Source organism: Salipiger bermudensis HTCC2601 (assembly GCF_000153725.1).
GTDB lineage: Bacteria > Pseudomonadota > Alphaproteobacteria > Rhodobacterales > Rhodobacteraceae > Salipiger > Salipiger bermudensis.
In genome coordinates this window covers 521,268-547,157 of the sequence record NZ_DS022277.1, presented here as the reverse complement: position 1 = coordinate 547,157, position 25,890 = coordinate 521,268, and the positions used below count along the sequence as shown (strand labels likewise).

28 protein-coding genes are annotated in these 25,890 nt (G+C 67.3%); 15 read left to right on the top strand and 13 right to left on the bottom strand.

What is annotated here, in order from left to right:
• Positions 1–147 precede the first annotated feature (147 nt).
• The 10 genes from R2601_RS21555 to R2601_RS21515 all read left to right on the top strand — a co-directional run bounded on the left by R2601_RS21555 (position 148) and on the right by R2601_RS21515 (position 10,059).
• The gene (locus tag R2601_RS21555; protein ID WP_007802724.1) at positions 148–681 is read left to right on the top strand and encodes a DUF3305 domain-containing protein; all 534 of its coding nucleotides are present in this window, start codon (positions 148–150) and stop codon (positions 679–681) included.
• Entirely contained in the window at positions 678–1,319 is a 642-nt protein-coding gene (locus tag R2601_RS21550) for a DUF3306 domain-containing protein (RefSeq protein WP_007802722.1), read from the top strand. The genes R2601_RS21555 and R2601_RS21550 overlap by 4 nt, the downstream gene beginning before the upstream one ends.
• 17 nt (positions 1,320–1,336) lie before the next feature.
• Positions 1,337–1,966: a TorD/DmsD family molecular chaperone gene (locus tag R2601_RS21545; protein ID WP_007802720.1), complete on the top strand. Its 630-nt coding sequence runs from the start codon at positions 1,337–1,339 to the stop codon at positions 1,964–1,966.
• 50 nt (positions 1,967–2,016) lie between these two features.
• Positions 2,017–2,211, top strand: coding sequence for a hypothetical protein (locus R2601_RS21540; protein WP_007802718.1), 195 nt, complete (start codon positions 2,017–2,019; stop codon positions 2,209–2,211).
• 122 nt (positions 2,212–2,333) lie between these two features.
• Positions 2,334–5,312 carry a formate dehydrogenase subunit alpha gene (locus R2601_RS21535; RefSeq protein WP_040545711.1) on the top strand — a complete coding sequence of 993 codons (2,979 nt, stop codon included), beginning with the start codon at positions 2,334–2,336 and terminating at the stop codon, positions 5,310–5,312.
• Positions 5,313–5,324: 12 nt separating this feature from the next.
• Positions 5,325–5,918, top strand: a complete 594-nt coding sequence (fdh3B, locus tag R2601_RS21530; protein WP_007802716.1) for a formate dehydrogenase FDH3 subunit beta — start codon at positions 5,325–5,327, stop codon at positions 5,916–5,918.
• Positions 5,919–6,028: 110 nt separating this feature from the next.
• Positions 6,029–7,237, top strand: a complete 1,209-nt coding sequence (locus R2601_RS21525; RefSeq protein ID WP_040545845.1) for a formate dehydrogenase subunit gamma — start codon at positions 6,029–6,031, stop codon at positions 7,235–7,237.
• Positions 7,238–7,241: 4 nt separating this feature from the next.
• A complete protein-coding gene (locus tag R2601_RS21520) occupies positions 7,242–8,552 on the top strand; it encodes a c-type cytochrome (protein ID WP_007802711.1) in 1,311 nt (436 codons plus the stop codon).
• 5 nt (positions 8,553–8,557) lie between these two features.
• A complete protein-coding gene (locus R2601_RS27610; protein ID WP_007802709.1) occupies positions 8,558–8,683 on the top strand; it encodes a hypothetical protein in 126 nt (41 codons plus the stop codon).
• Between the two features lie 11 nt (positions 8,684–8,694).
• On the top strand, positions 8,695–10,059 hold the full coding sequence (locus R2601_RS21515; protein ID WP_007802707.1) for a sigma-54-dependent transcriptional regulator: 1,365 nt from the start codon (positions 8,695–8,697) through the stop codon (positions 10,057–10,059).
• 6 nt (positions 10,060–10,065) lie between these two features.
• Here R2601_RS21515 and R2601_RS21510 read toward each other — a convergent pair whose 3' ends face one another.
• From R2601_RS21510 to R2601_RS21495, 4 genes are read right to left on the bottom strand one after another with little or no spacing between them, the layout of a single operon-like run.
• Positions 10,066–10,944: a substrate-binding domain-containing protein gene (locus tag R2601_RS21510; protein WP_007802705.1), complete on the bottom strand. Its 879-nt coding sequence runs from the start codon at positions 10,942–10,944 to the stop codon at positions 10,066–10,068.
• A gap of 46 nt (positions 10,945–10,990) precedes the next feature.
• Complete coding sequence (locus tag R2601_RS21505; RefSeq protein WP_007802703.1) at positions 10,991–11,812, bottom strand: ABC transporter substrate-binding protein; 822 nt, start codon at positions 11,810–11,812, stop codon at positions 10,991–10,993.
• A 52-nt stretch (positions 11,813–11,864) separates the two neighbouring features.
• Positions 11,865–12,632 carry an ATP-binding cassette domain-containing protein gene (locus R2601_RS21500; RefSeq protein ID WP_007802702.1) on the bottom strand — a complete coding sequence of 256 codons (768 nt, stop codon included), beginning with the start codon at positions 12,630–12,632 and terminating at the stop codon, positions 11,865–11,867.
• The gene (locus R2601_RS21495; RefSeq protein ID WP_007802701.1) at positions 12,625–13,350 is read right to left on the bottom strand and encodes an ABC transporter permease; all 726 of its coding nucleotides are present in this window, start codon (positions 13,348–13,350) and stop codon (positions 12,625–12,627) included. The genes R2601_RS21500 and R2601_RS21495 overlap by 8 nt, the downstream gene beginning before the upstream one ends.
• Before the next feature lie 350 nt (positions 13,351–13,700).
• Between R2601_RS21495 and R2601_RS21490 the strand changes: the two genes are divergently transcribed.
• Positions 13,701–16,031, top strand: a complete 2,331-nt coding sequence (locus R2601_RS21490; protein WP_040545842.1) for a mechanosensitive ion channel domain-containing protein — start codon at positions 13,701–13,703, stop codon at positions 16,029–16,031.
• Positions 16,032–16,134: 103 nt separating this feature from the next.
• Here the strand turns inward: R2601_RS21490 and R2601_RS21485 are convergent, their stop codons facing one another.
• The 6 genes from R2601_RS21485 to pedA1 form a co-directional block, all read right to left on the bottom strand.
• Positions 16,135–16,563, bottom strand: a complete 429-nt coding sequence (locus R2601_RS21485; RefSeq protein WP_007802699.1) for a cupredoxin domain-containing protein — start codon at positions 16,561–16,563, stop codon at positions 16,135–16,137.
• 17 nt (positions 16,564–16,580) lie between these two features.
• Positions 16,581–17,255 carry an ABC transporter ATP-binding protein gene (locus tag R2601_RS21480; protein WP_007802698.1) on the bottom strand — a complete coding sequence of 225 codons (675 nt, stop codon included), beginning with the start codon at positions 17,253–17,255 and terminating at the stop codon, positions 16,581–16,583.
• Positions 17,252–18,217: an ABC transporter substrate-binding protein gene (locus R2601_RS21475; RefSeq protein WP_007802697.1), complete on the bottom strand. Its 966-nt coding sequence runs from the start codon at positions 18,215–18,217 to the stop codon at positions 17,252–17,254. The genes R2601_RS21480 and R2601_RS21475 overlap by 4 nt, the downstream gene beginning before the upstream one ends.
• Before the next feature lie 62 nt (positions 18,218–18,279).
• Positions 18,280–18,546, bottom strand: a complete 267-nt coding sequence (locus R2601_RS21470) for a PepSY domain-containing protein (RefSeq protein WP_195903879.1) — start codon at positions 18,544–18,546, stop codon at positions 18,280–18,282.
• Positions 18,547–18,654: 108 nt separating this feature from the next.
• Positions 18,655–19,626, bottom strand: coding sequence for a YVTN family beta-propeller repeat protein (locus R2601_RS21465; RefSeq protein WP_007802695.1), 972 nt, complete (start codon positions 19,624–19,626; stop codon positions 18,655–18,657).
• 8 nt (positions 19,627–19,634) lie between these two features.
• Positions 19,635–20,780, bottom strand: a complete 1,146-nt coding sequence (gene pedA1 / locus R2601_RS21460; protein ID WP_007802693.1) for a lanthanide ABC transporter ABC transporter substrate-binding protein PedA1 — start codon at positions 20,778–20,780, stop codon at positions 19,635–19,637.
• A 206-nt stretch (positions 20,781–20,986) separates the two neighbouring features.
• Here pedA1 and R2601_RS21455 point away from each other — a divergent pair, with 206 nt between their 5' ends.
• The 4 genes from R2601_RS21455 to R2601_RS21440 are packed head-to-tail and all read left to right on the top strand — an operon-like array spanning position 20,987 to position 23,757.
• Positions 20,987–21,478, top strand: coding sequence for a DUF3280 domain-containing protein (locus tag R2601_RS21455; protein WP_007802690.1), 492 nt, complete (start codon positions 20,987–20,989; stop codon positions 21,476–21,478).
• Positions 21,475–22,026: an SRPBCC family protein gene (locus R2601_RS21450; RefSeq protein WP_007802688.1), complete on the top strand. Its 552-nt coding sequence runs from the start codon at positions 21,475–21,477 to the stop codon at positions 22,024–22,026. The genes R2601_RS21455 and R2601_RS21450 overlap by 4 nt, the downstream gene beginning before the upstream one ends.
• Complete coding sequence (locus R2601_RS21445) at positions 22,010–22,951, top strand: YncE family protein (protein ID WP_007802686.1); 942 nt, start codon at positions 22,010–22,012, stop codon at positions 22,949–22,951. Before R2601_RS21450 ends, R2601_RS21445 begins: the two co-directional genes overlap by 17 nt.
• On the top strand, positions 22,948–23,757 hold the full coding sequence (locus R2601_RS21440; RefSeq protein ID WP_007802685.1) for a quinoprotein dehydrogenase-associated SoxYZ-like carrier: 810 nt from the start codon (positions 22,948–22,950) through the stop codon (positions 23,755–23,757). Before R2601_RS21445 ends, R2601_RS21440 begins: the two co-directional genes overlap by 4 nt.
• Positions 23,758–23,978: 221 nt before the next feature.
• On the opposite strand, the gene R2601_RS21435 is transcribed toward R2601_RS21440, so the two are convergent.
• The 3 genes from R2601_RS21435 to R2601_RS21425 are packed head-to-tail and all read right to left on the bottom strand — an operon-like array spanning position 23,979 to position 25,880.
• Positions 23,979–24,518 carry a PQQ-dependent catabolism-associated CXXCW motif protein gene (locus tag R2601_RS21435; protein ID WP_007802683.1) on the bottom strand — a complete coding sequence of 180 codons (540 nt, stop codon included), beginning with the start codon at positions 24,516–24,518 and terminating at the stop codon, positions 23,979–23,981.
• Positions 24,515–25,366, bottom strand: a complete 852-nt coding sequence (locus tag R2601_RS21430; protein ID WP_040545709.1) for a substrate-binding domain-containing protein — start codon at positions 25,364–25,366, stop codon at positions 24,515–24,517. The genes R2601_RS21435 and R2601_RS21430 overlap by 4 nt, the downstream gene beginning before the upstream one ends.
• Complete coding sequence (locus R2601_RS21425) at positions 25,347–25,880, bottom strand: c-type cytochrome, methanol metabolism-related (RefSeq protein WP_007802679.1); 534 nt, start codon at positions 25,878–25,880, stop codon at positions 25,347–25,349. Before R2601_RS21425 ends, R2601_RS21430 begins: the two co-directional genes overlap by 20 nt.
• Positions 25,881–25,890: the final 10 nt, after the last annotated feature.

Sequence of the window (25,890 nt, the reverse complement as noted above, 5' to 3'; positions counted from 1 at the left end):
TTTCGGGACTACCCAAATTGTCCCGGAACGAACAAAGAATACTGCCGTGTACCGATTGCCCCTTTCATGGGCACCGCTACGTGTTTCAATCAGGGCGGAGGAGAAAATAGGTTCATCGTGACAGCGTACCCGAGCAACGATCAGTACATGCCCGTAGGCGTCGTGCTTCGCCGCACGCCCGGGGTCACCCGTTGGGCGAAGCACGCCTGGCGGGCGGTCGCCGTGCTGCCCGGCGCCGGCCCCGCCGACTGGCGGGAGCTGCGGCGCGAGGGCGAAACGGTCGAATACCACGCCGCCACCGTCCCGCTCGAGCTCTACCGTGCCGAGACCGAAGCCTACCTGCACGGCATCACCGCCCGCGAGCCCAGCGTCTATGTCGTGATGCGCAAGATCGTCGGCGAGCACCCGTTCGAGGTCGCCCTTGTCACCGCCTCACCCTACGAGGCGCAGGATTACTGCGACAGCGGCGAGGACGTGGTCGAGAAGGTGCCGATGCCGCAGGGCCTGCTGGCCTGGGTCGGCGATTTCGTCGAGCGTCACCATGAGGACGAGGAATTCGTCAAGCGCCGCCGCAAGAACGCCAAGGTCGACGGCGAGCAGGACGGCATCGGCGATCCCCGCATCGTCAAGCCAGCCGACATCTACGCCTCGCCCACGCTGAAACGGGGGCGGCTGCAATGAGAGATTTCTGGTCCCGCAGAAAAGCCGCCGTAGAGGCCGAGCAGAAGGCCGAGGCCGACGCCCAGCTCGAGACCCAGCGCGCCGAGGAGGAGGCCAAGCTCGCCGAGCGCAGCGACGAGGAGCTGCTGGCGGAGGCCGGCCTGCCGCTGCCGGAAGACATCACCGACGGCGAGATGGTGCAGAAGTTCCTCAAGTCGCAGCTGCCCAAGCGGCTGAAGAACCGCGCCCTGCGGACGCTCTGGCGCTCGAACCCGGTGCTGGCCTGCCTCGACGGGCTCAACGACTACGACACGGATTTTACCTTCGTGACCCCGGCGGCAGACTTCAAGACGACCTACCAGGTCGGCAAGGGCCTGCTGGCACATCTCGACTACGTCGCGAAGGACGCTGTCGAGAACGAGGCGGCGGAGTCCGCGTCCGAGGAGGCCCCGGAGCTCGCCGCCGAGACCACATCGCTGCGCGCGCCCGAAACGCTGGGCCCCACCATCGAGACGAAGCCCGAGATCCCGCCGCTCGAGGTGCCCGCGGCCGAAACTGCAGCGCCCGAGACCGCCCAAACCGACACCCCGCCCGAAGAGGAAGAGAGCATGCTCCCGGCCAGTGCCCGCCGCATGCGCTTCCACTTCGAGGCCAGCTGATGACGGACCGACCCCCCATGAGTGCAGCCCCCGACCTGACCACCGACGCGAAGCCGGCTCCGAAGATCGCCGAAGAGGATCGCCTGCGCGCCGATCTCTACAACTTCCTCGGCCTGATCCTCGCCCGCCCCGCCGATCAGGGCCTGATCGACCAGTGTGCCGGCCTCAGCGGCGACGCCAGCCCGGTCGGCGAGGCGGTGACCACGCTTGCCAAGGTCGCGAAGATCTCCAAGCCCGCGGCGGTCGAAAGCGAGTACAACCGCCTGTTCATCGGCCTCGGCCGAGGCGAGCTGTTGCCCTACGCGTCGTATTACCTGACCGGTTTTCTCAACGAGAAGCCCTTGGCGCAGCTGCGTCAGGACATGACGGCGCGCGGCCTCGCCCGCGCAGAGAACGTGTTCGAGCCCGAGGACAACATCGCCTCGCTGATGGAGATGATGGGCGCGATGATCGTCGGCCGCTTCGGGGTGCCTGCGACGCTGGGCCAGCAGAAGACGTTCTTCAACAAGCATATCGGCCCCTGGGCCGCGCATTTCTATTCGGATCTCGAGGGCGCCAAGAACTCGGTCTTCTATGCCCCGGTCGGACGTCTCGGCCGGGCCTTCATGGAGATCGAGTCCGAGGCGTTCCGGATGAGCGCGGAGTGATCCGCACCCCGGCGGGCAACCGCCACAACCAAGAGAGAGGAGGTCTCTCCATGACGAGGAACGACGAGTCGGCCAAGAGCCGCCGTGACTTCCTGAAACTGGCTTCGACCGGCGCACCGCTTGCGGCGGTTGCCGTCGCCACCACCGGCGGCACCGAGGCAGAGGCCGCAGAGCCCGACCTGGCATCGTCCAAGATCCAGGACACCGCGCATACCCGCGCCTACTATGCCGCCGCCCGGTTCTGACCGGACGCTGGTTTTCCCGCCAAGGACGACTGGTTGCGTGACGCCCGACTGTCCGAGGCACCTTTAATACCAAGCAAGCGAGGCACCATGCGGGGGCCGAGCACGCAAGGGGAGTGAGAAACATGTTGAGGAAAAAGACCAACGGGGTTGCGCGACGCCCCCAGCGGACAAGTATCCTTTCCGAGGTGACCAACGCCTCGGTTGACCGCCGCGCCTTCCTGCGCGGCTCGGGTCTGGCGATCGGCGGGCTTGCGGCTGTGGCCGCCACCGGCGGCACCGTGACCCAGGCCACCGCCGCGACCGCGGCCTCCGGCGACGTGACGCGGGTCAAATCCGTCTGCACCCACTGCTCGGTCGGCTGCACCGTCGAGGCAGAGGTCCAGGGCGGCGTCTGGATCGGGCAGGAGCCCGGCTGGGACAGCCCGTTCAACCTCGGCGCCCACTGCGCCAAGGGGGCCTCGGTGCGCGAGCACGCGCATGGCGAGCGCCGCCTGAAGTATCCCATGAAGAAGGTGGGCGGCGAATGGCAGCGCATCTCCTGGGAACAGGCCATCGACGAGATCGGCGACCAGATGATGTCGATCCGCGACAGCTCCGGCCCGGACTCGGTCTACTGGCTGGGCTCGGCCAAGCACTCGAATGAGCAGGCCTACCTGTTCCGCAAGTTCGCCGCCTACTGGGGCACGAACAACGTGGATCACCAGGCCCGGATCTGCCACTCGACCACCGTGGCCGGCGTTGCCAACACATGGGGCTACGGCGCCATGACGAACTCCTACAACGACATCCACAAGTCGCGCGCGATCTTCATCATCGGCGGCAACCCCGCCGAGGCGCACCCGGTGTCGCTTCAGCACGTGCTGAAGGCCAAGGAGCAGAACAACGCGCCGCTGATCGTCTGCGATCCGCGTTTCACCCGCACCGCCGCCCACGCGGACGAATACGTCCGCTTCCGTCCGGGCTCGGACGTGGCGCTGGTCTGGGGTCTGCTGTGGCACATCTTCGAGAACGGCTGGGAAGACCGCGAGTTCATCCGCAGCCGCGTCTGGGGCATGGACGAGATCCGCACCGAGGTCGCCAACTGGACGCCCGACGAGGTCGAGCGCGTCACCGGAGTGCCGGGCAGCCAGCTCGAGCGCGTGGCGCGGACGCTGGCCAACAACCGTCCCGGCACCGTGATCTGGTGCATGGGCGGCACCCAGCACACCAACGGCAACAACAACACCCGGGCCTACTGCATCCTGCAGCTGGCGCTTGGCAACATGGGCACCGCCGGTGGCGGCACCAATATCTTCCGCGGCCATGACAACGTGCAGGGCGCGACCGACCTCGGTGTCCTCGCCGACACGCTGCCGGGCTATTACGGCCTGACCGCGGGAAGCTGGGCGCACTGGGCACGGGTCTGGGAAGAGGATCTCGACTGGCTCAAGGGCCGCTTTGCCACGATGCAGGGCAAGGATGGCAAGGACAAGGCCATGATGAACCTGACCGGCATCCCGGTCAGCCGCTGGATCGACGGTGTGCTCGAGGCCAAGGAAAACCTCGAACAGCCCGACAACACCCGCGCGATGGTGTTCTGGGGCCACGCCCCGAACTCGCAGACCCGGATGAAGGAGATGAAGACGGCGATGGAGAAGCTCGACCTGCTGGTCGTGGTCGATCCCTATCCCACCGTCTCCGCGATCCTGCACGACCGGACCGACAACACCTACCTGCTGCCGGCCTCGACCCAGTTCGAGACCTACGGCTCGGTGACCGCGTCGAACCGCTCGATCCAGTGGCGTGACAAGGTGGTGGACCCGCTCTTCGAGTCGCTGCCCGATCACATCATCATGCACAAGTTCGCCACCAAGTTCGGCTTTGCGGATCGCATGTTCCGCAACATCGAGGTGAATGGCGAGGAACCGCTGGTCGAGGATCTCACCCGCGAATTCAACCGCGGTATGTGGACCGTGGGCTATACCGGCCAGTCGCCGGAACGGCTCAAGATGCACATGGAGAACCAGCACACCTTCGACCGCACCACGCTGCGCGCGAATGGTGGCCCCGCGGATGGCGACTATTACGGCATGCCGTGGCCCTGCTGGGGCACGCCCGAGATGAACCACCCGGGCTCGGCCAATCTCTACGACACCTCGCTTCCGGTGGCGCAGGGCGGTCTGCCGTTCCGTGCCCGTTACGGCGTCGAGCGCAATGGCGAGAATCTGCTCGCCGAGGGCTCTTACACCGTCGGGTCCGAGATCGAGGACGGCTATCCCGAGTTCACCATGCAGATGCTGATCGATCTTGGCTGGGACAGCGATCTCACGCCCTACGAGCGGCGCATGATCGAGTATGTCGCGGGCTATATCGACCAGCGCCCCGAGACCAATACCGATCTCGGAGAGCAATCGCAGAGCGGGCCATACCCGTCCGACTTCGCCGACAAGATCGGCGGCGTGAACTGGAAGACCGACCTTTCGGGCGGCATCCAGCGCGTGGCGATCGCCCATGGCTGTGCCCCTTACGGCAACGCCAAGGCCCGCTGCGTGGTCTGGACCTTCCCGGATCCGGTCCCCGTGCACCGCGAGCCGCTCTACACCAACCGGCGCGACCTGGTGGAGGACTACCCGACCTACGAGGACAAGACCTTCTGGCGGGTGCCGACCATGTACGCTTCGATCCAGAAGAACGACTTCTCGAAGGACTATCCGATCATCCTCACCTCCGGCCGACTGGTCGAGTACGAGGGTGGCGGCGACGAGACCCGGTCCAACCCGTGGCTCGCCGAGCTCCAGCAGAACATGTTCGTCGAGATCAACCCGCGCGACGCCAACAATATCGGCGTTCGGGACGGGGCGGATGTCTGGGTCGAGGGCCCCGAGGGCGGCAAGGTCAAGGTTATGGCCATGGTCACCCCGCGGGTGGGCGAAGGCGTCGCCTTCATGCCGTTCCACTTCGGCGGTCATTTCGAGGGCGAGGATCTGCGCTCGAAATATCCAGACGGTGCGGACCCCATCGTCTTGGGTGAATCCACCAACACTGCGCAGACCTATGGCTACGACTCCGTCACCCAGATGCAGGAGACCAAGGCCACCCTCTGCAAGATCATGCCGGCGTAAGGAGAGCGAGACATGGCACGAGCTAAATTCCTCTGCGATGCCGAACGCTGCATCGAGTGCAACGCCTGCGTCACCGCGTGCAAGAACGAGCACGAGGTGCCGTGGGGCATCAACCGCCGACGGGTGGTGACCATTCAGGACGGCCAGCCGGGCGAACGCTCGATCTCGGTCGCCTGCATGCACTGCTCGGACGCACCCTGCATGGCCGTCTGTCCGGTCGATTGCTTCTACCAGACCGAAGACGGTGTGGTGCTGCACTCCAAGGACCTGTGCATCGGCTGCGGCTACTGCTTTTACGCGTGCCCCTTCGGCGCGCCGCAGTACCCGCAGGCGGGCAACTTCGGCTCGCGCGGCAAGATGGACAAGTGCACCTTCTGCGCCGGTGGCCCGGAAGAGAACACCTCCGCCGCCGAGTTCCAGAAGTACGGGCGCAACCGGATCGCGGAAGGCAAGCTGCCGATCTGCGCCGAGATGTGCTCGACCAAGGCCCTGCTGGCGGGCGACGGCGACGAGGTGTCGTCGATCTACCGCGAGCGTGTGGTCGCGCGGGGCTTCGGCTCCGGCGCCTGGGGCTGGGGCACTGCCTACGACGAGAAGGCCAACTGAGGCCGGACGACCGGCGGGCCCCCGGGCCCGCCAGCGCCTGAACGAGACGCGCGGGGCGGCGATGGCCGCCGTTCCGCGCGGATCCTGCGTGACCGACATTGGAGATGACCATGCTGCGCCATCTGTTGGCCCTTTTCGCACTGGTCCTGATGACCGCCGCCCCGATGGGCGTCGCGGCGCAGGATACCCTTGTGCCCCCCGAGCCCGACCGCACCGCCACCGGCGGTGCGCAGACGCTTGAAGACATCATGCGGCGGCAGGCCGGCATCCAGGTGGATGACGAGTTTCGCCGCGAGAACATCGGCGGCGAGCCGCCCGAGGCGCCGGAGCTTGGCACCCTCGGGGGCGCTTCCGATCCCGACCTCTGGCGCGCCATGCGCTATAACGAGATCGACCCCACCGTCACGACGCTCAACCCCAACGGCAAGGTGCTGATGCAGGACGGCGGCATGTGGTGGCTCGAGTTCCGCGAAGGCCCGCTGCGCACCTATGGCGGCTGGCTGCTCCTCGGCACCATCGCGATTCTGGCAGTGTTCTTCCTGCTGCGCGGCCGCATCAAGATCGACGGCGGCAAGACCGGCGCCACCGTGCTGCGGTTCAAGTGGATCGAGCGCTTCGCCCATTGGGTGCTGGCGGGCTCGTTCATCCTTCTGGGGCTGACCGGGCTGCTCACGCTGTTCGGGCGCAAGTTCCTGATCCCGGCCTTCGGCCACGAGTTGAACTCGGTGCTGCTGACGGGCTCGAAATTCATCCACAACAACGTCAGCTGGGCCTTCATGATCGCGCTGGTCATGGTCTTCGTGATGTGGGTCTGGCACAATCTGCCCGACCGCACGGACATCACCTGGTTCGCGCAGGCCGGCGGCATCATCGGCGACAAGCACCCGCCCGCGAAGAAGTTCAACGCGGGTCAGAAGATCATCTTCTGGTCGGTGATCGTGCTCGGCGTTTCGGTCTCGGTCTCGGGCCTGTCGCTGCTGTTCCCCTACGACCTGCCGCTCTTCGCCAAGACCTTTTCGATCCTCAACGACTGGGGCGTCCCCGGCTGGTTCGGGCTCGAGAGCTTCCCGGTGGCGCTCGCCCCGCAGGAAGAGATGCAGTTCGCCCAGCTCTGGCACGCCATCGTCGCCTTCCTGATGATGGCGGTGATCATCGGCCACATCTATATCGGCACGGTCGGGATGGAGGGCGCCTATGACGCCATGGGCTCAGGCCAGGTCGACGAGAACTGGGCGCACCAGCACCACTCGATCTGGTACGACAAGGTGAAGGAGCGCGAAGCCGAGGCGGCCAGAACGTCGGCCACCCCGGCGGAGTGAGCACATGAGCCGGCTGGCCTTGGCTCTGGGCCTGATGCTCTGCGCCGCGCCTGTCATCGCACAGGACGCGGCGCAGGGGGCAGAGCCGGAGTTCCGCTCACTCAAGGGGCATGGCGGGCCGGTCATGGCCATCGCCGTGGCCCCCTCTGGGCAGGTCGCGACGGGCAGCTTCGACAATTCCGTCGGTCTCTGGGACGAGACCACGCCGCGCTGGCTCGAGGGCCACGCGGCTTCGGTCACCGCGCTGACCTTCGGGGCGCAGGGGCAGCTCGTGTCAGGCGGCGACGATTTCGCAGTCCGGCTCTGGGGCGAAGAGGCTCGCACGCTCGGCCAGCATCAGGGCAAGGTGACGACGCTTGCAGTCTCCCCTGACGGCGAGACCGTGGTCAGCGGCAGCTGGGACGGCTCGATCATGCTCTGGCCGCTTGCGGGCGGCGAGGGCCGCGCCCTGCCCCCCCCCGGCGCGGGCGTCAACGCAGTGGCCTTCGGGACCAATGAGACGCTCTACGCCGCCACCATGAACGGCGGGCTGCTGCGCTACGACCTCGCAGGCGGTGCGCCGGTGCCGCTGGCGCAGCATGGCTTCGGCATAAACCGGCTCGCGCTCGGCGATGGCTGGATCGCCTATGGCGCGGTCGATGGCGGCACCCGCGTGCTCGATCTCGACACCGGCGAGCAGATCGCCGACCTGACGCTCGATCGTCGCCCGATCCTTGCGCTCGCTCATCATGGCCCCACCAATCAGCTGGCCGTGGGCGATGGCGAGGGCTTTATCATGATCGTCGACACCCGTGACTGGCGCATCACCCGCGATTTCCGCGCCACCCGGAAGGGGCCGGTCTGGGCGCTGGCCTTCTCGCCCGATGGCGCGGTGATCCATGCCGGTGGGCTCGACGACGTGGCCTATGCCTGGCCGGTCGCCATGCTTGACCAGTTCGAACCCGGCATCAGCGGCGCGCGCTCCTTCCTGCGCGAGGCCGAGACCATGCCCAATGGCGAGCGGCAGTTCATGCGCAAATGCTCGATCTGCCACGCGCTCTCGCCCGGCCCCTCGCGCAAGGCGGGGCCAAGCCTGCACGGCGTCTTCGGCCGTCGCGCCGGCACGGTGCCCGGCTACAGCTATTCCGACACGCTTGACGGCTCCGACATCGTCTGGACCGAAACCACCATAGACGCGCTTTTCGATCAGGGCCCGGACCACTACATTCCCGGTTCCAAGATGCCCATGCAGGTGATTGCCGGCGGGGGTGACCGGGCCGATCTGATCGACTATCTCAAACGGGCCAGCACCGCGCCGGCCACCACAGGAGACTGACCTACATGAAAGCCATGATCACCGGCTTCGTTGCCATCATCGTCATCGGCGTCGCCGCCTATTTCGGGCTGCACGAGATCGGGTTCTCGTCCGCCGAAGCCTATTCCAGCCCGAACGTCCGGCTCGACTGAGCCGCTGACCCGTGACGCCCAGGGATCTCTCTCGCGACGATTACGGCCCCGCGCTGGCCGGTGCCTCGATCCTCGTGGTCGATGACGAGCCCGGCATGCGCAACTTCCTCGTCAAGACGCTGTCGCCGCGAGTGCAACGGGTCGAGCAGGCCGCCTCGCCGCAAGAGGCCACGGAAAAGCTTGACGCAGCGCATTTCGATCTCGTGATCCTCGACAACGTCATGCCCAGGACCACCGGGCTCGAATGGCTGGCCGAGCAGCAGCGCCGCGGCTTCTTCGGCGACACCATCCTGATCACCGCCTATGCCGATCTTGAGACCGCCATCGCAGCACTGCGTGCCGGCGTCAGCGATTTTGTCCTCAAGCCGTTCCGCGCCAACCAGATCCTTGGCGCGGTGGCCCGCACGCTCGACCGCAAGAACCTGCGCCGCGACAACACGCTGCTCCGGCGCGAGCTGCGCACCGGGCTGTTCCAGGGCAAGCTCCTGGGCAAGTCCGAAGTCATGGTGGCGGTGCGCGCGATGCTGGCCAAGCTCGCGCCGCTGCCCACCCCGGTGCTCTTCACCGGCGCCAGCGGCACCGGCAAGGAGCTGGCGGCGCGACATCTCCACCAGCTCTCCGACCGGGCCGACAAACCCTTCGTGGCGGTGAACTGCGCCGCGATCTCGACCGAGCGCATGGTGCAAGAGCTGTTCGGCAGCATCGAGGGCGGCGAGCGCCTCACGCCCGGCCTGCTGCTGCTGGCCGATGGCGGCACGCTGTTCCTCGACGAGGTGGCGCAGATGCCCGAGGCGCTGCAAGCAGCACTCCTGCGGGTGCTCGAGGATCAGCGCATCCGCCCCGTGGGGGCCGAGCGCGAGCTGCCGCTCAACCTGCGCTTCCTCTTCGCCACCAATGCCGATCTTCAGGCGCTGGTGGCGCAGGGCAAGTTCCGCGCCGACCTCTACCACCGCATCAACGTGCTCACCGTCGAGATGCCGCCCTTGCGCGACCGCTCGGACGACATCCTCGAGCTGGCGGCCCTTTTCACCTCGCAGTTCTCGCAATCGCTGGGGATGCCGGGGCTCGAGCTCGACGAGCAGACGCTGCTGAAGCTGCGGCGCTACGACTGGCCGGGCAACGTGCGCGAACTGCGCAACCTCGCCGAACGCTCGGTGATCCTTGGCGGGTTTCCCGAGGAGTTCGCCGGCGCAGGCTCGGTCACCGGGGCGCAGGCGATCGAGGATCTCGATCTCGTGGTGCAGCGCCACATCCTGCACATGCTCGATCTCTGCGACGGCAACCGCGCCGAAGCCGCGCGGCGGCTCGGCGTCTCGCGCAAGACCATCGACCGCAAGATCGCGCAGTGGGATCAGGACGAGCTGTCTCCGCCCTGAGCGCGCTCAGGCGTTCCAGACCACCTCGCCAAGCCGCGAAATGTCGTAACCGCCGAGGCTTTCGGCGCGCTGGCGGAACGTGTCCGAGCGGCAGAAGGCGATCAGCCCCTGCATGGCAGGCTCGAAATAGGCGCGACGGTCGATGAGCAGGTCGAAACGCTCCTCGATCACCGGCACGAAGCTCAGGCCGTAGGCGCGGGCGACCGACTCGAGCCCGAAGGTCACGTCGGCCTCGCCCCGGCGCACCGACTGCACCGCCTCGTCCTCGCTGCGCTCCATCGCCGTGAGCGCGATACGCGACAGATCGAGCCCGGCCTCCGAGGCCAGATCCCGCAGCAACCCGGCGGTGCCCGAGCCTTCCTGCCGCGGCGCCAGTCTCAGCCCGCCGAGATCGGAAAGGCCACCGACCCGTGGTCCGTCCTCACGCAGCACCAGCCCCCGGCGCCGCCCGGCGAAGGCGATCAGCACCGCGTTCTGCCCCTCGGCCACGCCGCGCGCGGCGCGTAGGTTCCAGGCCCCATCGGCATCGCGCACGTGCAGCCCGGTGGCCACGCCCTCGCCCGCAGCATAGCGCGCAAGCCCGTCGAGGGAGCCGTCGAAGAATGTGGCGAGCCCGCAGCGCGACTGGCGGATGGCCCAGTCGAGCAGCGGATCGTGGCTGCCGAGAAAGACGCCCGGACGGGGTGTCGAGGCCGCGCCGCTCTGGGCCCCCGCGATCCACGCCCGCACCTCGGCGGCGGGAAACAGCAGCTTTCCGGTAGCGCGCGAACAGGGGACCTCGCCCGAGGCGGCAAGGTCATAGACCTTGCGCTCCTTCAGGCGCAGCAGATCGGCCAGTTCGCGGACGGTGAGATATTCGTGGGTCGGGGTCTGCAGGTCTGTCATGGGCTCGCGAAATGGGGGCGGCACCCTTGCCGCCCCCGCGACCCTATCAGCTTCCGGCGGCGTTGGGGAAGAACAGCTGCTGCCCGTCGACCTCGTAGGCAGCAATCGCCGCCTGTCCCGCCTCGGAAACCAGCCAGTCGGCGAAGTCCTGCGCCGCCTCGATCTTGACCGAGGGGCAGTGCTCGGGGTTCACCGGGATCACGCCATACTGGTTGAACATCGCCTCGTCGCCCTCGACGCCGACGCTGTAATCCTGCTTGTTCTGGAAACTGATCCAGGTGGCGCGGTCGGTCATCACGTAGGCGCCCATGCCGATGCCGGCGTTCAGCGTTGCGCCCATGCCAGAGCCGGTCTCGCGATACCATTCGCCCGAGCCGGTGGTCGGGTCGACCCCGGCGGCCTGCCACAGCGCCACTTCCTTCTTGTGGGTGCCGCTGTCATCGCCGCGCGAGGCAAACAGCGCCTCTGCCTCGGCGATCTGGGCGAGCGCCGCCTCGACATCGCTCATGCCGGCGACCCCCGCCGGGTCGCTCTCGGGGCCGACGATGACGAAGTCGTTGTACATCAGGTCGGTACGCTGGGTGCCGTAGCCCGCCGCGACAAATTTCTCCTCCGACGGCTTGGCGTGCACCAGCAGCAGGTCGCCGTCGCAATTCTCGGCGTTCTTGATCGCCTGCCCGGTGCCCACGGCCACCACGTTGACGGTGATGCCGCTCTCGCCGGTGTAGATCGGTAGCAGGTAGTCGTAGAGGCCGGAATTGGCGGTCGAGGTGGTCGATTGCACGATGATCGACGTATCTTGCGCGGCCACCGCCCCGGCAAGGGTGAGCGATGCGGCGGTCGAGGCGATCAGTCTGGCGAAAGTCATGGAAAATCCCTTTTGTCTTCTGGGGGTATCGGGTCGAACGGGAGCGGCAGGATCAGAGCACGATCCGGCCGGCAAGGTAGTCACGCGCCGCGAGCGAGCGCGGCTCGGGGAAGAACTCCGCCGCGGCGCTGTGTTCGGCGACGCGGCCGCGATGCAGGAAGACGACGTCATCGGCGATGCGCCGCGCCTGCCCGATGTCATGGGTGACAAAGATGATACGGGTGCCGCGCGCACAGGCCTCGCCCACGATGCGCTCGATCACCTGCACCGAGGCCGGATCGAGGCTGGCGGTGGGCTCGTCGAGGAACAGCACCTCGGGGTCGGTGGCGAGCGCGCGGGCCAGCGCCAGCCGCTGCGCCTCGCCGCCAGAAAGCGAGCGGGCCGGTTGGCGCGCCTTGTGCGCGAGGCCCACATCCGCGAGCAGCGCATCGCGACGGGCGCGGTTGCCGCCGCGCGCCTTCAGCACGAAATCGAGATTGGCCGCCACAGAGCGCCGCAGCAGCACCGGCTTCTGGAACACCAGCGCCTGGCGTGCGGTGGCCTCGGTCGCGGGCAGGCCGTTCCAGCTCACCGAGCCGGCGGTCGGCGCAAGCAGCCCGTGCAACAGCTTCAGGAGGATGCTCTTGCCCGCCCCGTTCGGCCCCATGATCACGGTGCAGCCGTGGCGCGGCAGCGTCAGGTCGACCCCGTCGAGCAGCGTGCCGCGCGGGATGTCGAGACGCAGGCCGGAGACGCTCAGCGGCAGCAGCGGCCCGACGGGCGCATGGGCGGCGCGGCGGCGCGGCAGGCGGACGGCGTCGGTGATCTGCAGGTCAGACATTGGCGGCGGCCCCGTAACTTGCTTGTCTCGCGGCGCTCATCCGAAGCATCTGGACGCCAGCGTTCACCCCGAGCGCAATCACCAGCAGGACGATCCCCAGCGCCAGCGCCAGCGGCAGGTCACCCTTGGAGGTCTCGAGCGCGATGGCGGTGGTCATGACCCGGGTCAGGTGGTCGATGTTGCCGCCCACGATGATCACCGCGCCGACCTCCGCGGCGGCACGGCCGAAGCCCGCGAGCCCCACGGTCATCAGCGCATAGCGCCCGTCCCAGAGCAGGGTGGTGATGCTCTGCCAGCGGGTCAGGCAGAGCGAGCGGAACTGCTCGGCATATTCGCCGTGCAGGTCCTCGAGCACCTGCCGCGACAGCGCCGCGACGATGGGCACGATCAGGATGGTCTGCGCCACGATCATCGCACCGGGGGTATAAAGCAGCCCGAGAAAGCCCAAGGGGCCCGAGCGCGAAAGGTAGAGATAGACGAGCAGGCCCACGACCACCGGCGGCAGCCCCATCAGGGCGTTGATGAGCACCAACACCGCGCCCCGGCCGCGAAAGCGGCTCACCGCGAGCAACGCGCCCACCGGCAGACCGATGGCGCAAGCGATCAGGGTCGCGCTCAGGCTCACCTGAAGCGACAGGCCGACGATCTCGAAGAGATCGGCGTCACCGGACAACACCAGCGACAGCGCCAGATGGAAGGCCTCCCCGATATCTTGCAAAATCTACCTCCCTTCGGAAATTTTGCAGTAGACTGACCATAGCTTTCATCGCGCCCGATGCAAGCGGGTTGTTCGCGTGCGAACACATGAAGTGGAGCGCATCAGGGGCCGAACGATCGCACGTACCTCCGAAGAACGCCCGGCACGGCCGGAAAGGCGAGGCGTGCCCGTCCTGCCATCCCCCCGTCTGGCCCGCGCGAGGCCCACGCATTGCTGCAACACCGGGATCTCGGAGCGCAGTCCGGGCTGGTCTTCGCCTGCGGATCGACTAGATCGCAGTCCATCGTGCCCGCGGAGAGCCAGGCAAGCGGGACATGTCCGAAACCGACAAAGCCAAGAAACGTGGTGACATGACCTTTCCGAGACGCTGGACCGCAGCGATGCTGTTCCTCGTGGCGCTTGTTTGCAGCGCCATCCTTCCAAACCAAATGCTGGCACAGGAGGCCACGGCCTCAGAGCCCGCCCCGAGCAATCTCGACCTGCTCCTCGACGTCATCGAGAACGACGACAGCCGGGCCGCCCTGATCGACGAACTCCGCGCTGCGCAGAGCGAGGCCGACGCCCCGGTCGACGACCAGATTGTCGAGACCCTCGCCGCCGATGGGGCCACCCCGCCCGAGGCGCTTTCGTTCAGCCGGCGCATCGCGCTGATCACTCAGGAGGCCGCGCAGGACATCGCCTCGGGCCTCGAAACCGCCTGGACCCAGATCATTCGCGCCCCGATGGTCTTTGAGGGCCTGAGCGGCGGGGAGGCCGGCGTGCTGCTCGAAGCGGCGCAACAGCTCGCGCTGATCATCATCGTGACCGTGGCGGTGTTCCTCGTGCTGCGGCGGGTGGGCAAATCGCTCTATGCCCGGATGGACGCCAAGGCCGAAGAGAGCGGCGCCCTGCGCACCACGCTCCTGTTCATCGCATCAGCGCTGATCGACGCGCTCATCGTGGTGATCGCCTGGGCCGCCGGCTACCTCATCGCGACGCTGTTCCTCGGCAATTTCGGCGAGATCGGGATCCGCCAGACGCTCTATCTCAATGCCTTCCTTCTGGTCGAGCTTGCCAAGGTCGGCGTGCGGCTAATCCTGTCGCCGGCCTCGAGCAGCCTGCGCCCGCTGCCGATCTCCGACGGCTCGGCAAAGTACCTTGGATCGCGGCTCAACTTCATGGTCGGCCTCGCTGGTTATGGACAGCTGTTGATCGTGCCGATCCTCAACACCAACATCTCGTTTGCCGCCGGGCGCGCGGTCTCGGCGCTGATCGCGCTGATCGTGGTCGGTCTGGCGATCTGGATGGTGCTGCGCAAGCGCCGCCCGGTGGCCGACTGGCTCGAGCGCGGCGGCCGCAGCAAGGCCGACATGGCGCGCGAGAGCCATCTCGAGGATCAGGGTGAACCGGTGCAGACCCCGGCCAGCGAAGAGTTCCCGATGGGCACGCCCGAGACGCCAAAGAAAAAGCGCGGCGGGCTGCAGGTGCTGGCGCGCAATTGGCACGTCCCGGCGCTGCTCTACCTGCTGGTGATGCTGGTGCTGGTACTGGTCCAGCCCGGTGACGCCGCCTTCCTGTCGCTGCTCAACTCGGGCCAGGTGCTTCTGGTGGCGATCCTCGGCGTGGCGGTCTCGGGGGTGATGACCCGGACCATGGTCAACGGCGTGCAACTCCCCGACACCGTCAACGCCCGCCTGCCTGCGTTGCAGCGGCGGCTGAACACCTTCGTGCCGAAGGCGCTCTTCGTGCTGCGGCTGGTGATCTTCGCGCTCGTGGTGATCTTTGCCATGAACGCCATCAGCCTGATCGACCTGAAGGCCTGGATGGCCGGCCAGTTCGGGCGCGACTTCACCGCAACGGTGTTCTCGGTCGTGGCGGTTCTGATCGTATCCTTCGCGATCTGGGTCGGCATGACCTCGTGGGTCGATTACCGCCTCAACCCCGAATACGGCACCGTGGCGACCTCGCGCGAGCAGACGCTGCTGACCCTCTTGCGCAACGCCGCGACCATCGCGCTGGTCATCATCACGCTGATGTTCGTGCTTTCCGAGATCGGCCTCGACATCGCGCCGCTACTGGCCTCGGCCGGGGTTCTCGGCCTCGCCATCGGTTTCGGCGCGCAAAAGCTGGTGCAGGACATCATCACTGGCATCTTCATCCAGTTCGAGAACGCGATGAACGTTGGCGACGTGGTCACCGCCGGCAGCACCACCGGCGTGGTCGAGAAGCTGACCATCCGCTCGGTGAGCCTGCGCGACGTCAGCGGCGCCTATCACCTGATCCCGTTCTCCTCGGTGGACATGGTCACCAACTTCATGCGCGAGTTCGGCTATTTCGTCTGCGACATGGGCGTGGCCTACCGCGAGAACATCGACGAGGTGAAGCAGGCCATGCTCGACGCCTTCGAGCAACTGCGCGCCGATCCCGAACAGGCGGCCAACATCATGGGCGATCTGGAGTGGTTCGGCATCAACGCCTTCGGCGACAGCGCCGTGGTGGTGCGGGCGCGGATCAAGTGCGTGCCGGGCACGCAATGGGGCGTCGGCCGGGCCTATAACGGCGTCCTGAAAGAGGTGTTCGATGCGCGCAACATCGAGATCCCCTTCCCGCACCAGACGATCTATCTGGGCGAGTCGAAATCGGGCGCGACCCAGCCCTTCCATGTCGTCGCGGAGGGCGGCGAGACCCCCGGCGACAACTGAGGGCCTTCACAGGACAAGAAAAGGGGCCGCGCGGCGATGCTGCGCGGCCCTTTCTCATTGACCACGACCGACGCCCCGCCGCATGGCAGCGCGGCAGCCGCGCTTACTGGATCGAGATCTCGACCCGCTGGCTTTCGCCGGTGCTGCCGGGGATCCGCAGGAAGTAGCGCCCGGGCTTGATGGCCAGGAACTCGATCTCCATCGTGCCGGCCTCGTCGAACTCGACGCTCTCGAGCCCGAAGGGCCGGATCTCGAGCCCGTTCACCACGACCTCGTTGACCCAGATCGCCCGGAAGAAGCCCGAGCCCTCCAGCGCCAGCTCGCCCGAGCCGTCGGCCTCGATCTCGAGCTCGTAAACCATCCCCGACTTGAGCGCGATCGGCCCGTCGGTGAGCGGCTGACCGACCGAGAGCAGGATGCCGGGCATCTCGCCCTTGTTGGTGTTCGACAACACCCCGGCGAAGCCAAAATCATGCGCGGCAGCGGGCAGGGCCAGCAGCGAGAACGCGGCGGCGAGCAGCGGGAATTTCATCAATGGGTCTCCTTCTTTCAAATCAGATGAGGGGTGAGTGTGGCGGGGGTCCCGCGCAGCTCGAGCACCCGGCTGGCGAGGCGGTCGGCCTCGTCTCTGGCATGGGTGACGAATATCGTCGCCGGACGGTGCTCGGCGATCAGCTCTTCGGTGAGACCGAGCATCGCTTCGGCCAGCTCGGGGTCGAGGGACACGAAGGGCTCGTCCATGATCAGCATTTCGGGCGCCCCGGCAAAGGCGCGCGCCAGCGCCAGCCGGCGCTGCTGGCCGAGCGACAGGCTGCGCGGGAAGGCCTCTTCGCGCCCCTTCAGCCCGACCCGCGCCAGCATCGCCCGCGCGCCGCTGTCGCTCAGATCGGGATGCACGAGCGTCAGGTTCTGCAGCGCGCTGCGCCACGGCAGCAGCGTCGGTTCCTGGAACACCATCGCCACGGCCTCGGGGCGCTGCACCTCGCCGTCAAAGGCCGGATCGAGCCCGGCGACGATGCGCAGCACCGTCGACTTGCCGATGCCCGAGGGCCCGACCAGCGCCACGGTCTCGCCGCGCGCCACCGAGAAATGCACGCCGCGTAGCACCTCGGTCGCTCCGAAACGCTTGCTGAGGATGTTGACCCGGATCGCTGCGCGGTCCGCGGGCACCGCCTGCACGGGCGGCACCTGCCGGCCGGTGCCGTTCTGTATCCCCGGCGTCATTCGACCTCCGCGAAGAGGCCCTCGGGCAGGCTCTCGGCCTTGCCAACCAGATCGGCACCGCCAAGCTCGCCCATCAGCGCCAGCAGCTTGCCCGCGGCCGCACCATCCACAGGGCCGCGCGCCGGTACGCCGGCCAGCCAGTCGCTGCGCAACTGCTCGAACTGGGCGTCGCTCGCGGCGTTCATGCGCGGGCGGATCGCCTCCCACGCGGCCATGTCCTCGGCCAGCATCGCCTTGGCCTCGCGGCTGGCCTCGTAGAAGGCCTGCGCCAGCCCGTCGTTCTGCTCGAGGAAGTCGCCCTTGAAGTAGTAGCCAAGGAGCGGCACGTCCGGATCGAGCCCCAGCGCATTGGCCGCAGTCTCGACCGAGATCAGCTCGCGCATCCCGGCGGCCTTCATCTTGGCGAGGAAATGCCAGAAGTTGATCGCCCCGGCATAGTCGCCGCCAAGGCCCGACTTGAAGATCAGCGGCGGCGCGCCGAAGACCTGCTCGGTCTCGGCCTTCAAATCCAGATCGTATTCCTGCTGCGCGTAGGCGCGCAGGATAAGCCAGCTCTTGTCGAGGGGCCCGCCGGCGATGCCGATCTTACCCCCCGCGAGATCCTGCAGCGTCTCGGCCTCCGAGCCCTCGGGCACCACCACGCCGCCCACGGCACGGGAATAGGGCACGACGACGTAATCCTTGCCGTCGGCGCGCTGCCGCGCCACCCAGATCCAGTCGGCCACCGCCATGTCGGCCTCGCCGCCCTCGACGGCGATGCGCGTGGCGCCGTTGTCGGCATAGGGCATGACCTCGAGCCTGAAGCCGTGTTTCTCGTCGAGCCCCTGCTCGGCGATGGTTGCCAGCTCCCAGTTGACGGTGCCGATCTTGAGCACCGCCGCCCGCACCACCGGCAGCTCCTGCGCCATGGCGCCAAGGGCGGTGACGCATCCCAGCGCCAGCGCGGTCAGAAATGTCTTCATGTGCTCCTCCCTGATGCCCGGCCCCGCATGCGGGACAGGGCGATGTCTTTTGCGCTCAGCCCTTACTCTGCGCGGCGGCCCACTTCGTTGAACTCGGCGTCGAGTTCGATGTCGAACTGGCCGGTGCCCTCGCAGATCACGTCGTCGAGGTCGTAGCCGCCCTCGTCGGTCATCTCGATATCGTCGGGATCGACCTCGCAGCGCATGTCGGTCATTATCTCGGCGATCTTCGCCTTGGCCTCGTCCGAGACCATGTGATCATCCGCAAGCGCCGGCCCCGCCAGGCAGAGCGCGAGCATCCCTGCGCCGATTTTTCCCAGTGTCGTCATTGTCTTCCTCCCGTTCAGGGCCACGGCCCACTTTGAACGCTCCGATTGAACCCTCTGCGGGCCCGGCTGCGCTGTCCACACGACCAAAGGCCAAGTTGCGCCCGCCGATCAGTCGGGCGTGATCGCCACGCCCCAGGGCTGCTGGCCCACCTGGATCGACTTGATCGCCTTCTCGGCGGCCACGTCGATCACCGTGATGTCGTTGGAATTGCCGTTGGTGGTGACGAGGTACTCCTCACCCGGCGTGAAGGCCATCTGCCAGACCCGCTGACCCACCATGATGTAGTCGACCACCTCGAGCGAGGCGCCGTCGATCACCGCCACGCGGTTCGCCGGCCCGAGCGCCACGAAGATGCGGCTGCCGTCGCTCTTGGCCTTCACCCCCACCGGCTGCAGCCATTCCGGCAGCACGCCCGGCACCTCGAAGCCGATCTTCTGGCGAAGCGTCGGCGTGCCGTCCTCGGCCACGTCGATCACGCTCACCGTACCGCCGATCTCGGAGCTGACGAAGAGCCGAGTGCCGTCGTCGAGATACTCGGCATAGCGCGGGCGCTGATCGACGAGGATGTTGTGCTTGATCTCGTAATCGCTGGTGTCGATGAAATGCGCCATGTTGGTGGTCTCGGAGGTGTTCACCACCCAGTTGCTGTCGGGCGAGATCGCCATGCCCTCGGGCTCGACCCCCACCGGCACCTCGGCGAGGATGGTGTGATCGGCGGTGTCGGTCACGGTGACGAGGTTGTCGTCCTCATTGGCGATGTAGAGCGGGCTGCCGGAGGGGTGGATCACGAAGAGCTCCGGGTCCGGCCCCGAGGGCAGGGTGTAGAGCTCTTCATAGGTCTCGGTGTCGAAGACGCGCACCGTGTCGTCATCCGAGGCGCAGACATAAAGCAGCGAGCCGTCGGGCGAGAGGGTGATGCCGCGCGGACGGTTGCCGCCGGCAAACTCGTCGAGCACCTCCCAGGTCTCGGTATCGACCACGGTGATGGTGTTGCCGCGCTCGTTCGACACGAAGGCCTTGCCGGCAAACGCCCCGGTGGCGGCCATGCAGAGCGTGGCGGAGAGCATCAGGTGTTTCATGGCGGTCCTCACTGGAATGCGGTGCAATCGGTTTCGGGCGCGTCGAGCCCCAGCGTGTCGAGCGGCGAGCGCTGGTGCAGGAAGCCCTCCTGCGGGCTGACACTCACGGTGATGCGGTCGTCATAGAGCAGGATCGGCTGGCGGAGCTGGCCGTTCCACTGTCGGAACGTCACCTTCTGGCCCTTGAAGGCGGCCAGCTCGAACGCGTCCGACAGGATGTACTCCTCGACGACCTGCGGATCGGCCGAGGAGGTGCGCGTCACCGCCTCGCCCAGCACCCGCAGCGCGAGCCAGCTGTTGTAGTCCTCTTCCTGCACGTGGCGCCGCGTGAGCTCCTCGAAGCGGTTTTGGAACTGCGTCGCGCCCCAGGCCTCGTGGGCGGCGTGGATGGTCACCGGGCGCAGCCCGGCGCTGCCCATCACCGGGCGCGGGGTCCAGAGATGATAGGGCAGGTAGGCGGCGAAATAATCGGTGGCGTCGGCGGCGATCACCACGTCATGGGCCTCGGTGCCCTGCAGGAAGGTCGGCAATTGCCGCTGCACTAGCACGTGACCGCTGTCGGTGCGCCGCGCACCGCCGGTATCCTCGAACTCGCGCTCCTCGACGATGGTGGCGCCGAACTTGCGCGCCGCCCGGCGATAGGCCTCGGCCAGCGCCCGGTCCTCGGGGTTCGAGCCCGAGACCAGCAGCCAGCGCTTCCACTGCTTCCAGATCGCGAACTGCGCCACGGCATCGGCCTGCATCGCCACCGAGGGCGCGATGTGCAGCAGGTTCGCCCGGCACGCCTCGCCGCGCAGCGCCACCTCCGGCGCGCGAACGTTGAACACCAGCGCCCCCGCCTCCGCCGCCATGTCGCTCAGCGCCGTCACCTCGCCGGCCCGCGCGTCGAGCACGACGTAGCGGATGCCGTCCTCGAGCAGCGCCCGCATCTCCTCTGCCGCCGTTTCGGGCGCGGTGGCCACGGTCACGGTCTCGTAGGTCTGCCCCATGAACCGGCCGGTCGTGTTGTTGTCCTCGTCCGCCAGAGCCGCCCCGGCAAAGGCCAGATCCTCGGTGCGAAGATCGTAGCGCGAGATCGGCAGCAGGCTCGGGTAATCGACCCGCAGCACCGCCGCGCGCACCTCCTGCGCCTCGGCACCGGCGGCGGAAACCATCAGACATGCCGCTGCCAAGAGCGGTCCAAGCGATTTCAGCAATGTCTCCTCCCTTGCCCGTCCTCCTCTGACGGGCCCGCCTCAAACCCTGACGGTCAAAGGCTTTTCCCGAAACCGATACTTTTGGTTCGGTTGCGGTAACGAGGGTAGCGACGGCACCATGAGTTACGACTCTTAATTTCTAAGAAGTTTCCAAGAAGGATCCGATGCTGAGACCCGCGCTCCTGCTGCTTCTGGCGCTTTCCGGCCCTGCCTGGGCCGGCGAGAAGGTCGCGTTCTTCGGTATCACCTTGCTGGATTCCTCGCTGCAGACCGCCGAACTGGGCCAGGACCCGGCGGAGCTTTCGCGCATCACCATGCTGGAGGAGCTGGTCGCGGAGCGCTTTGCGGAGGGGGGTTACGAGTTGCTGGATCTCGACCCGGTGGCGGACGATCTCGATCGTATCGTCAACCCGGCCAAGTGCTATGGCTGCGATACGCGCATGGCGGCAAAGCTGGGGGCGGATTACGCGCTCGTCGGCGAGGTCCAGAAGGTCTCGAACCTGATCCTGTCGATGAACCTGCAGATGCGCGACGCATCGACGGGCGAGACGGTGAAGGGCCGCGTGGTCGACATCCGGTCGAACACCGATGACAGCTGGCGGCGGGGCATGAGCTACATACTGAAAACCGCATTCTTCAAGGAGGAGGAAGGATGAACAGACGAACCCTGCTTGCAGCGGGCGTGGCGCTTGCCATGATCCCCGCAGCCGCCATGGCCCACGGGCCGACCCGCCAGAAGGTCACGGTGACCACCGAGGTCGCCGCCGAGCCCGCCGAGGTCTGGGCCGCGATCGGCGATTTCCAGGATCTCACCTGGCACCCGGCGGTGGTCTCGCAAAGCGGCGAGGGCGGCAACGAGATCGACGCCACCCGCGCGCTCTACCTCTCCGATCAGGGCGCCGAGGGGCCGATGATCGCCGAGGTGCTCTACAAGTATTCAGACGAGAAGATGAGCTACAGCTACCGCATCACCGAGGTGGCGGTCGAAGTGCTGCCGGTGACCAACTATTCGTCGCACCTCACGGTCATGCCGCGCGACGGTGGCGGCTCGGTGGTGGAATGGCGCGGCGCGTTCTACCGCGGCTACCCCAACAACGACCCGCCGGAAGAGCTCAACGACGAGGCCGCCATCGCGGCGGTAACCGGCGTCTACGAGGCCGGGCTTCAGGCGCTGGTCGAGCGGTTCGGTGAGCCGTCTTCGTGATCTCGCCCTCGGGCTGAGCCTGACCCTCGCCGCGCTTCCCGCGGCGGGGGAGGTCGCCTTCGTCACCTGCCAGAATGGCGACGCGGTGAGCGTGGTCGACCTTGACACCGGCACCGAGCGCGCCCGCTGGGAGGTGCCCGGCAAACCCGCGGGCGTGGCTGTGGGCAAAGATGCGGTCTTCACCGTCTCGCCCGACAGCAAGACGGTGCGGCGGTTCTCCCTGCGCGGCGAGGTGTCCGCCTCGATTACCCTCGACGGCGGCCCGATCGGCGCGGCCTATGACGCGCGCCACGACCGGCTCTTTGTCTCCGACTGGTACAACGCCCGGCTCTGGGCGCTCGACGGCACGACGCTGGAGGTTCAGGCAGAGCTGCCTGCAGGCGCGGCGCCCGCGGGCCTCGGGCTGTCGCAAGACGGAACGCTGCTGGCCGCCGCCGAACGCGATGCCGACCGGGTCAGCCTCTACGACACCGAAACCCTCGCCCGTCTGCGCAGCGTCTCGGTCGGCACCCGGCCCTTCGGCCTCGGCTTCGCGCCCGACGGCCGGCTCTTCGTCGGCAATGTCGGCAGCAACGATGTGACGGTGAGCGACCCGGCCTCTGGCGAGGTGCTGGCCACGGTGCCGGTGGGCGAACGCCCCTATGGCGTGGCCTTCGCCGCCGGGCGCGCCTTCGTCACCAACCAGTACGAGAACACGCTCTCGGTCATTGCACTCGCCGATCTCTCGCCCGTCGCCACGCTGGAGACCGGTGAGTACCCCGAAGGCATCTCCGCCACCGCCGACGGCCGCATCGCCGTGGCCAACTGGTTCGACAACACCCTGAGCGTGATCGACGCGGCCAGCCTCGAGACCGTGGCCGTGCTCGAGACCGCCGACGGCCCGCGCGCCTTCGGCGCTTTCCTGTTCGGAGGAGACCTGCCATGACCGCCCCCCTGCCCCGCCTCCTGCTCGCCGCCCTGTTGAGCCTCGCGGCACTGCCGCTGCAGGCCGGCGACGCTTGGGACAGCATCCGCACCCAGCTCTATGGCGACCGCCCCATGCTTCCGGGCGACGGGGTGATCGCGCTCGACGCGCCCTACCGGACCGACAACGACGCCCGCACCCGCATCGCCGCGCAAATCGCGGCCCCACAGGGAGGGCAGATCGGCAAGGTGGCGGTGGTGCTGGACGAAAACCCGATGCCGGTCTCGGCCCTGTTCGAGCTGCGTCAGCCGCAGCCGCGCTTCTTCTTCGACACCACGCTCCGGATCAACGGCCCGACGCCGCTGCACGTGGTGGCCGAGATGACCGATGGCCGGCTCTTCGTGACAGAGGCCTTCGTCAAGACCTCCGGCCAGGGCGCCTGCGCCGCACCTCCCGGCACCGATCCCGAGGCCGCGCTCGCCACGCTGGGCGACATGGTGCTCTCGGTGGGTGACGGCCCCGCTGCGGACCGGCTCGCAGCGCTCTCCGAGCGGCTGCGCCGGCTCGATGTCGATATCTCTCACCCGTCGCATTCGGGGATGCAGATGGACCAGATCAGCCTGCTCTTCATCCCGATGCGCTATGTCGAAACGCTCGAGATCGAGACCGAGAACGGCGGTTACGTCGACGTGACGGGCAGCATCTCGCTGTCGGAGAATCCGCAGGTGGGCCTCTCGGTGCCGGCAGACACGCGCCGCGTGGGCGTGACGATGACCGACACGAGCGGCACCGTCACGACGGCGGAAACCGAGCTCGCGGGGTTCTGAAGGGATTTCGCCGCGCAAGCGCGTCGACCGACGCAGGGGGCGCTGCCCCCTCTTGGCGCTGTGCGCCAATTCACCCCCCGAGGTATTTTTGAACCAAAGAAGCCAGAAGCGCCGCCCCCCTGGCTTCTCTTCGTCAAAAATACTCCCGCCGGAGGCAGGCCGGCTCTGGTCGCCGCGTTGACCTCCGGCGAGGGCGCCCAAAAATCCGATGGGCCCGGTGCTCAGGGATGACCGGAATGGGGCGTGACGCGCTCGAGCGGAAAGTCGAAGAAGCTCCAACCATCGGTGCCTTCGGGCAGCCAGTAGACCGTCTCGTAGCCGTATTCCAGTGCGCGCTTTGCGGCGTTCCAGCTCATCCAGCAGTCGTCGAGACAGAAGAACAGCACGGGATGCGCAAGATCATCGCCGGTCGCTGCGGCGAGCCCGTCGCGAAAGTAGCGCGCCGTCACCTCGGCAATGGCACCGTATCCCACGTTGGGAAGCCAGATCGCGCCCGCGATGCTGTCGCGCGGGGTGTCGCGCCAGATCGTGCCCTCTGGCAGGTTCGCGGGCTTTGGCGCTCGCGGCAGCACGTCGATGAAGGCGGTCTCGCCGGTCTCCCAGAGCGCATGGGCCTCTTCCGGTCCGACCACCGCGGCGCCGGCCAGGGTCTCAGGGACCGGGGCGCGATAGTGGTCCATCCGGTAGCCCTCGGGCTCCGGCACCTGCGCAAGCGCGAGCGCCGGCAGCAGCCCAACCACTGCCGCCAGCGCCCGTTTCACTGCCCGACCTCGCGCAGCCCGTCGCCCATGTCGGTGACCAGCGGCACGCCGGCCTCGGCAAGGATCGCGTCGATCTCGCCCTGGTTGCGGCGGATCAGCGAATTGAGCTTGCGCTGCCAGACCTTCTCGCCCTGCCGGACCCCCATGGTGATGCGGTAGAAGAGCTTCGGAAATTCCGCCTCTTTGAGCAGCGGGATCACCTTGAGCCCGGGGTGATCGCGCTTGACCAGCGGGCCGCCGATCGGCCCCCAGATCACCGCCGCCTCGATCTCGCCCGCGTCGAGATCGTTCAGCATGTTCACCGTCGGGCTGTCATACCGCCGGTCGACCACCAGCTGGTAGGGCTTGGCCTTGCCGATCAGCCCGTAGCGCGCCATGTGGTTGGCTGGTGGCGATCCTGCCACCACGCCGAGCACCCGGCCCTCGAGCCGCGGATCCGAGAGCTGCGTCACCCCGGCAAGCGCGCTCTCTTCCGGCACCACGAGCACGTAGGTCGAGACCATGTAGTGGTTGGTGTTGAGCACCAGCTCGTGGCCCTGGGCATAGCCCATCACCACATCGCACTTGCCCGCCTTCAGCGTGTTGCGGATGAAGCCGGTGGCCATCGGGTACCACTCGTAGCGCACCGGCAGTTCCAGCTTCGAGGCGATCAGCTCGGCCAGCGCATTTTCGTAGCCCGACCCGTCCTCCATCGACATCGGATCGTTGGCCGGATCGGCGCAAACCCTGAATGCCGTCCGGGAGACAAGATCCGAGGTTTGCGCCTCCCCCGGCCCTGCATGGGAGGCCATCAGGACCGACAGCGCGACCGCCAGGAGGCCGCGCCGGTTACGAACCCATGCAGGCATCTTCCATCTCGCTGAACGTTTCGCTCTTGGCTTCCTTCTGGGCCGGGCGTCCGCGCCCGATGGCGCCGGAGCCATGCGCCTTGAGATAGGTATAGATGTCATCGAGATAGCACATCACGTTGGGGTTGGTGCCGAAGGCGGGCATCACCGAGTTCTCGGCCGCACCAACCTTCTGGCGGCCGTTCACCACCACGTCGACGAAATCGTAATAATCCATGTCGAGCGCCGAGTCCTTGAGCGCCGGGGCATAGGTCGATCCCTCGCCATCCGGGCCGTGGCAGACGTGGCACTCGGCGTGGTAGCGGCGGAAGCCCGAGAAGGTCGGCCAATCCACCGTGCCATCCTCGGCCACGTTGAAGGTCGGGATGCCGTCCTCGGTGAAGTAGCGCCCGCCTTCCTCGTAATCGACCGCGATGTTCGGGTCATCCATCGAGACGGCGTCCGCGGCGGACACCACGCTTGCCGACATGGCGCAGGCGGCCGCGGCAAGAAGAAGGGTAAAGGGTCGGGTCATTGGCTATCGG

Bases quoted from the DNA above. Each gene is read 5' to 3' on its own strand.
- R2601_RS21475 (WP_007802697.1), bottom strand. From the start codon at position 18,217: ATGAAGACATTTCTGACCGCGCTGGCGCTGGGATGCGTCACCGCCCTT.
- R2601_RS21490 (WP_040545842.1), top strand. From the start codon at position 13,701: ATGACCTTTCCGAGACGCTGGACCGCAGCGATGCTGTTCCTCGTGGCG.
- R2601_RS21545 (WP_007802720.1), top strand. From the start codon at position 1,337: ATGAGTGCAGCCCCCGACCTGACCACCGACGCGAAGCCGGCTCCGAAG.
- R2601_RS21485 (WP_007802699.1), bottom strand. From the start codon at position 16,563: ATGAAATTCCCGCTGCTCGCCGCCGCGTTCTCGCTGCTGGCCCTGCCC.
- R2601_RS21505 (WP_007802703.1), bottom strand. From the start codon at position 11,812: ATGACTTTCGCCAGACTGATCGCCTCGACCGCCGCATCGCTCACCCTT.
- pedA1 (WP_007802693.1), bottom strand. From the start codon at position 20,780: ATGGTTTCCGCCGCCGGTGCCGAGGCGCAGGAGGTGCGCGCGGCGGTG.
- R2601_RS21450 (WP_007802688.1), top strand. From the start codon at position 21,475: ATGAACAGACGAACCCTGCTTGCAGCGGGCGTGGCGCTTGCCATGATC.
- R2601_RS21430 (WP_040545709.1), bottom strand. From the start codon at position 25,366: ATGCCTGCATGGGTTCGTAACCGGCGCGGCCTCCTGGCGGTCGCGCTG.
- R2601_RS21520 (WP_007802711.1), top strand. From the start codon at position 7,242: ATGAGCCGGCTGGCCTTGGCTCTGGGCCTGATGCTCTGCGCCGCGCCT.
- R2601_RS21480 (WP_007802698.1), bottom strand. From the start codon at position 17,255: ATGACGCCGGGGATACAGAACGGCACCGGCCGGCAGGTGCCGCCCGTG.
- fdh3B (WP_007802716.1), top strand. From the start codon at position 5,325: ATGGCACGAGCTAAATTCCTCTGCGATGCCGAACGCTGCATCGAGTGC.
- R2601_RS21455 (WP_007802690.1), top strand. From the start codon at position 20,987: ATGCTGAGACCCGCGCTCCTGCTGCTTCTGGCGCTTTCCGGCCCTGCC.
- R2601_RS21500 (WP_007802702.1), bottom strand. From the start codon at position 12,632: ATGTCTGACCTGCAGATCACCGACGCCGTCCGCCTGCCGCGCCGCCGC.
- R2601_RS27610 (WP_007802709.1), top strand. From the start codon at position 8,558: ATGAAAGCCATGATCACCGGCTTCGTTGCCATCATCGTCATCGGCGTC.
- R2601_RS21425 (WP_007802679.1), bottom strand. From the start codon at position 25,880: ATGACCCGACCCTTTACCCTTCTTCTTGCCGCGGCCGCCTGCGCCATG.
- R2601_RS21550 (WP_007802722.1), top strand. From the start codon at position 678: ATGAGAGATTTCTGGTCCCGCAGAAAAGCCGCCGTAGAGGCCGAGCAG.
- R2601_RS21440 (WP_007802685.1), top strand. From the start codon at position 22,948: ATGACCGCCCCCCTGCCCCGCCTCCTGCTCGCCGCCCTGTTGAGCCTC.
- R2601_RS21535 (WP_040545711.1), top strand. From the start codon at position 2,334: ATGTTGAGGAAAAAGACCAACGGGGTTGCGCGACGCCCCCAGCGGACA.
- R2601_RS21510 (WP_007802705.1), bottom strand. From the start codon at position 10,944: ATGACAGACCTGCAGACCCCGACCCACGAATATCTCACCGTCCGCGAA.
- R2601_RS21465 (WP_007802695.1), bottom strand. From the start codon at position 19,626: ATGAAACACCTGATGCTCTCCGCCACGCTCTGCATGGCCGCCACCGGG.
- R2601_RS21470 (WP_195903879.1), bottom strand. From the start codon at position 18,546: ATGACGACACTGGGAAAAATCGGCGCAGGGATGCTCGCGCTCTGCCTG.
- R2601_RS21555 (WP_007802724.1), top strand. From the start codon at position 148: ATGCCCGTAGGCGTCGTGCTTCGCCGCACGCCCGGGGTCACCCGTTGG.
- R2601_RS21540 (WP_007802718.1), top strand. From the start codon at position 2,017: ATGACGAGGAACGACGAGTCGGCCAAGAGCCGCCGTGACTTCCTGAAA.
- R2601_RS21525 (WP_040545845.1), top strand. From the start codon at position 6,029: ATGCTGCGCCATCTGTTGGCCCTTTTCGCACTGGTCCTGATGACCGCC.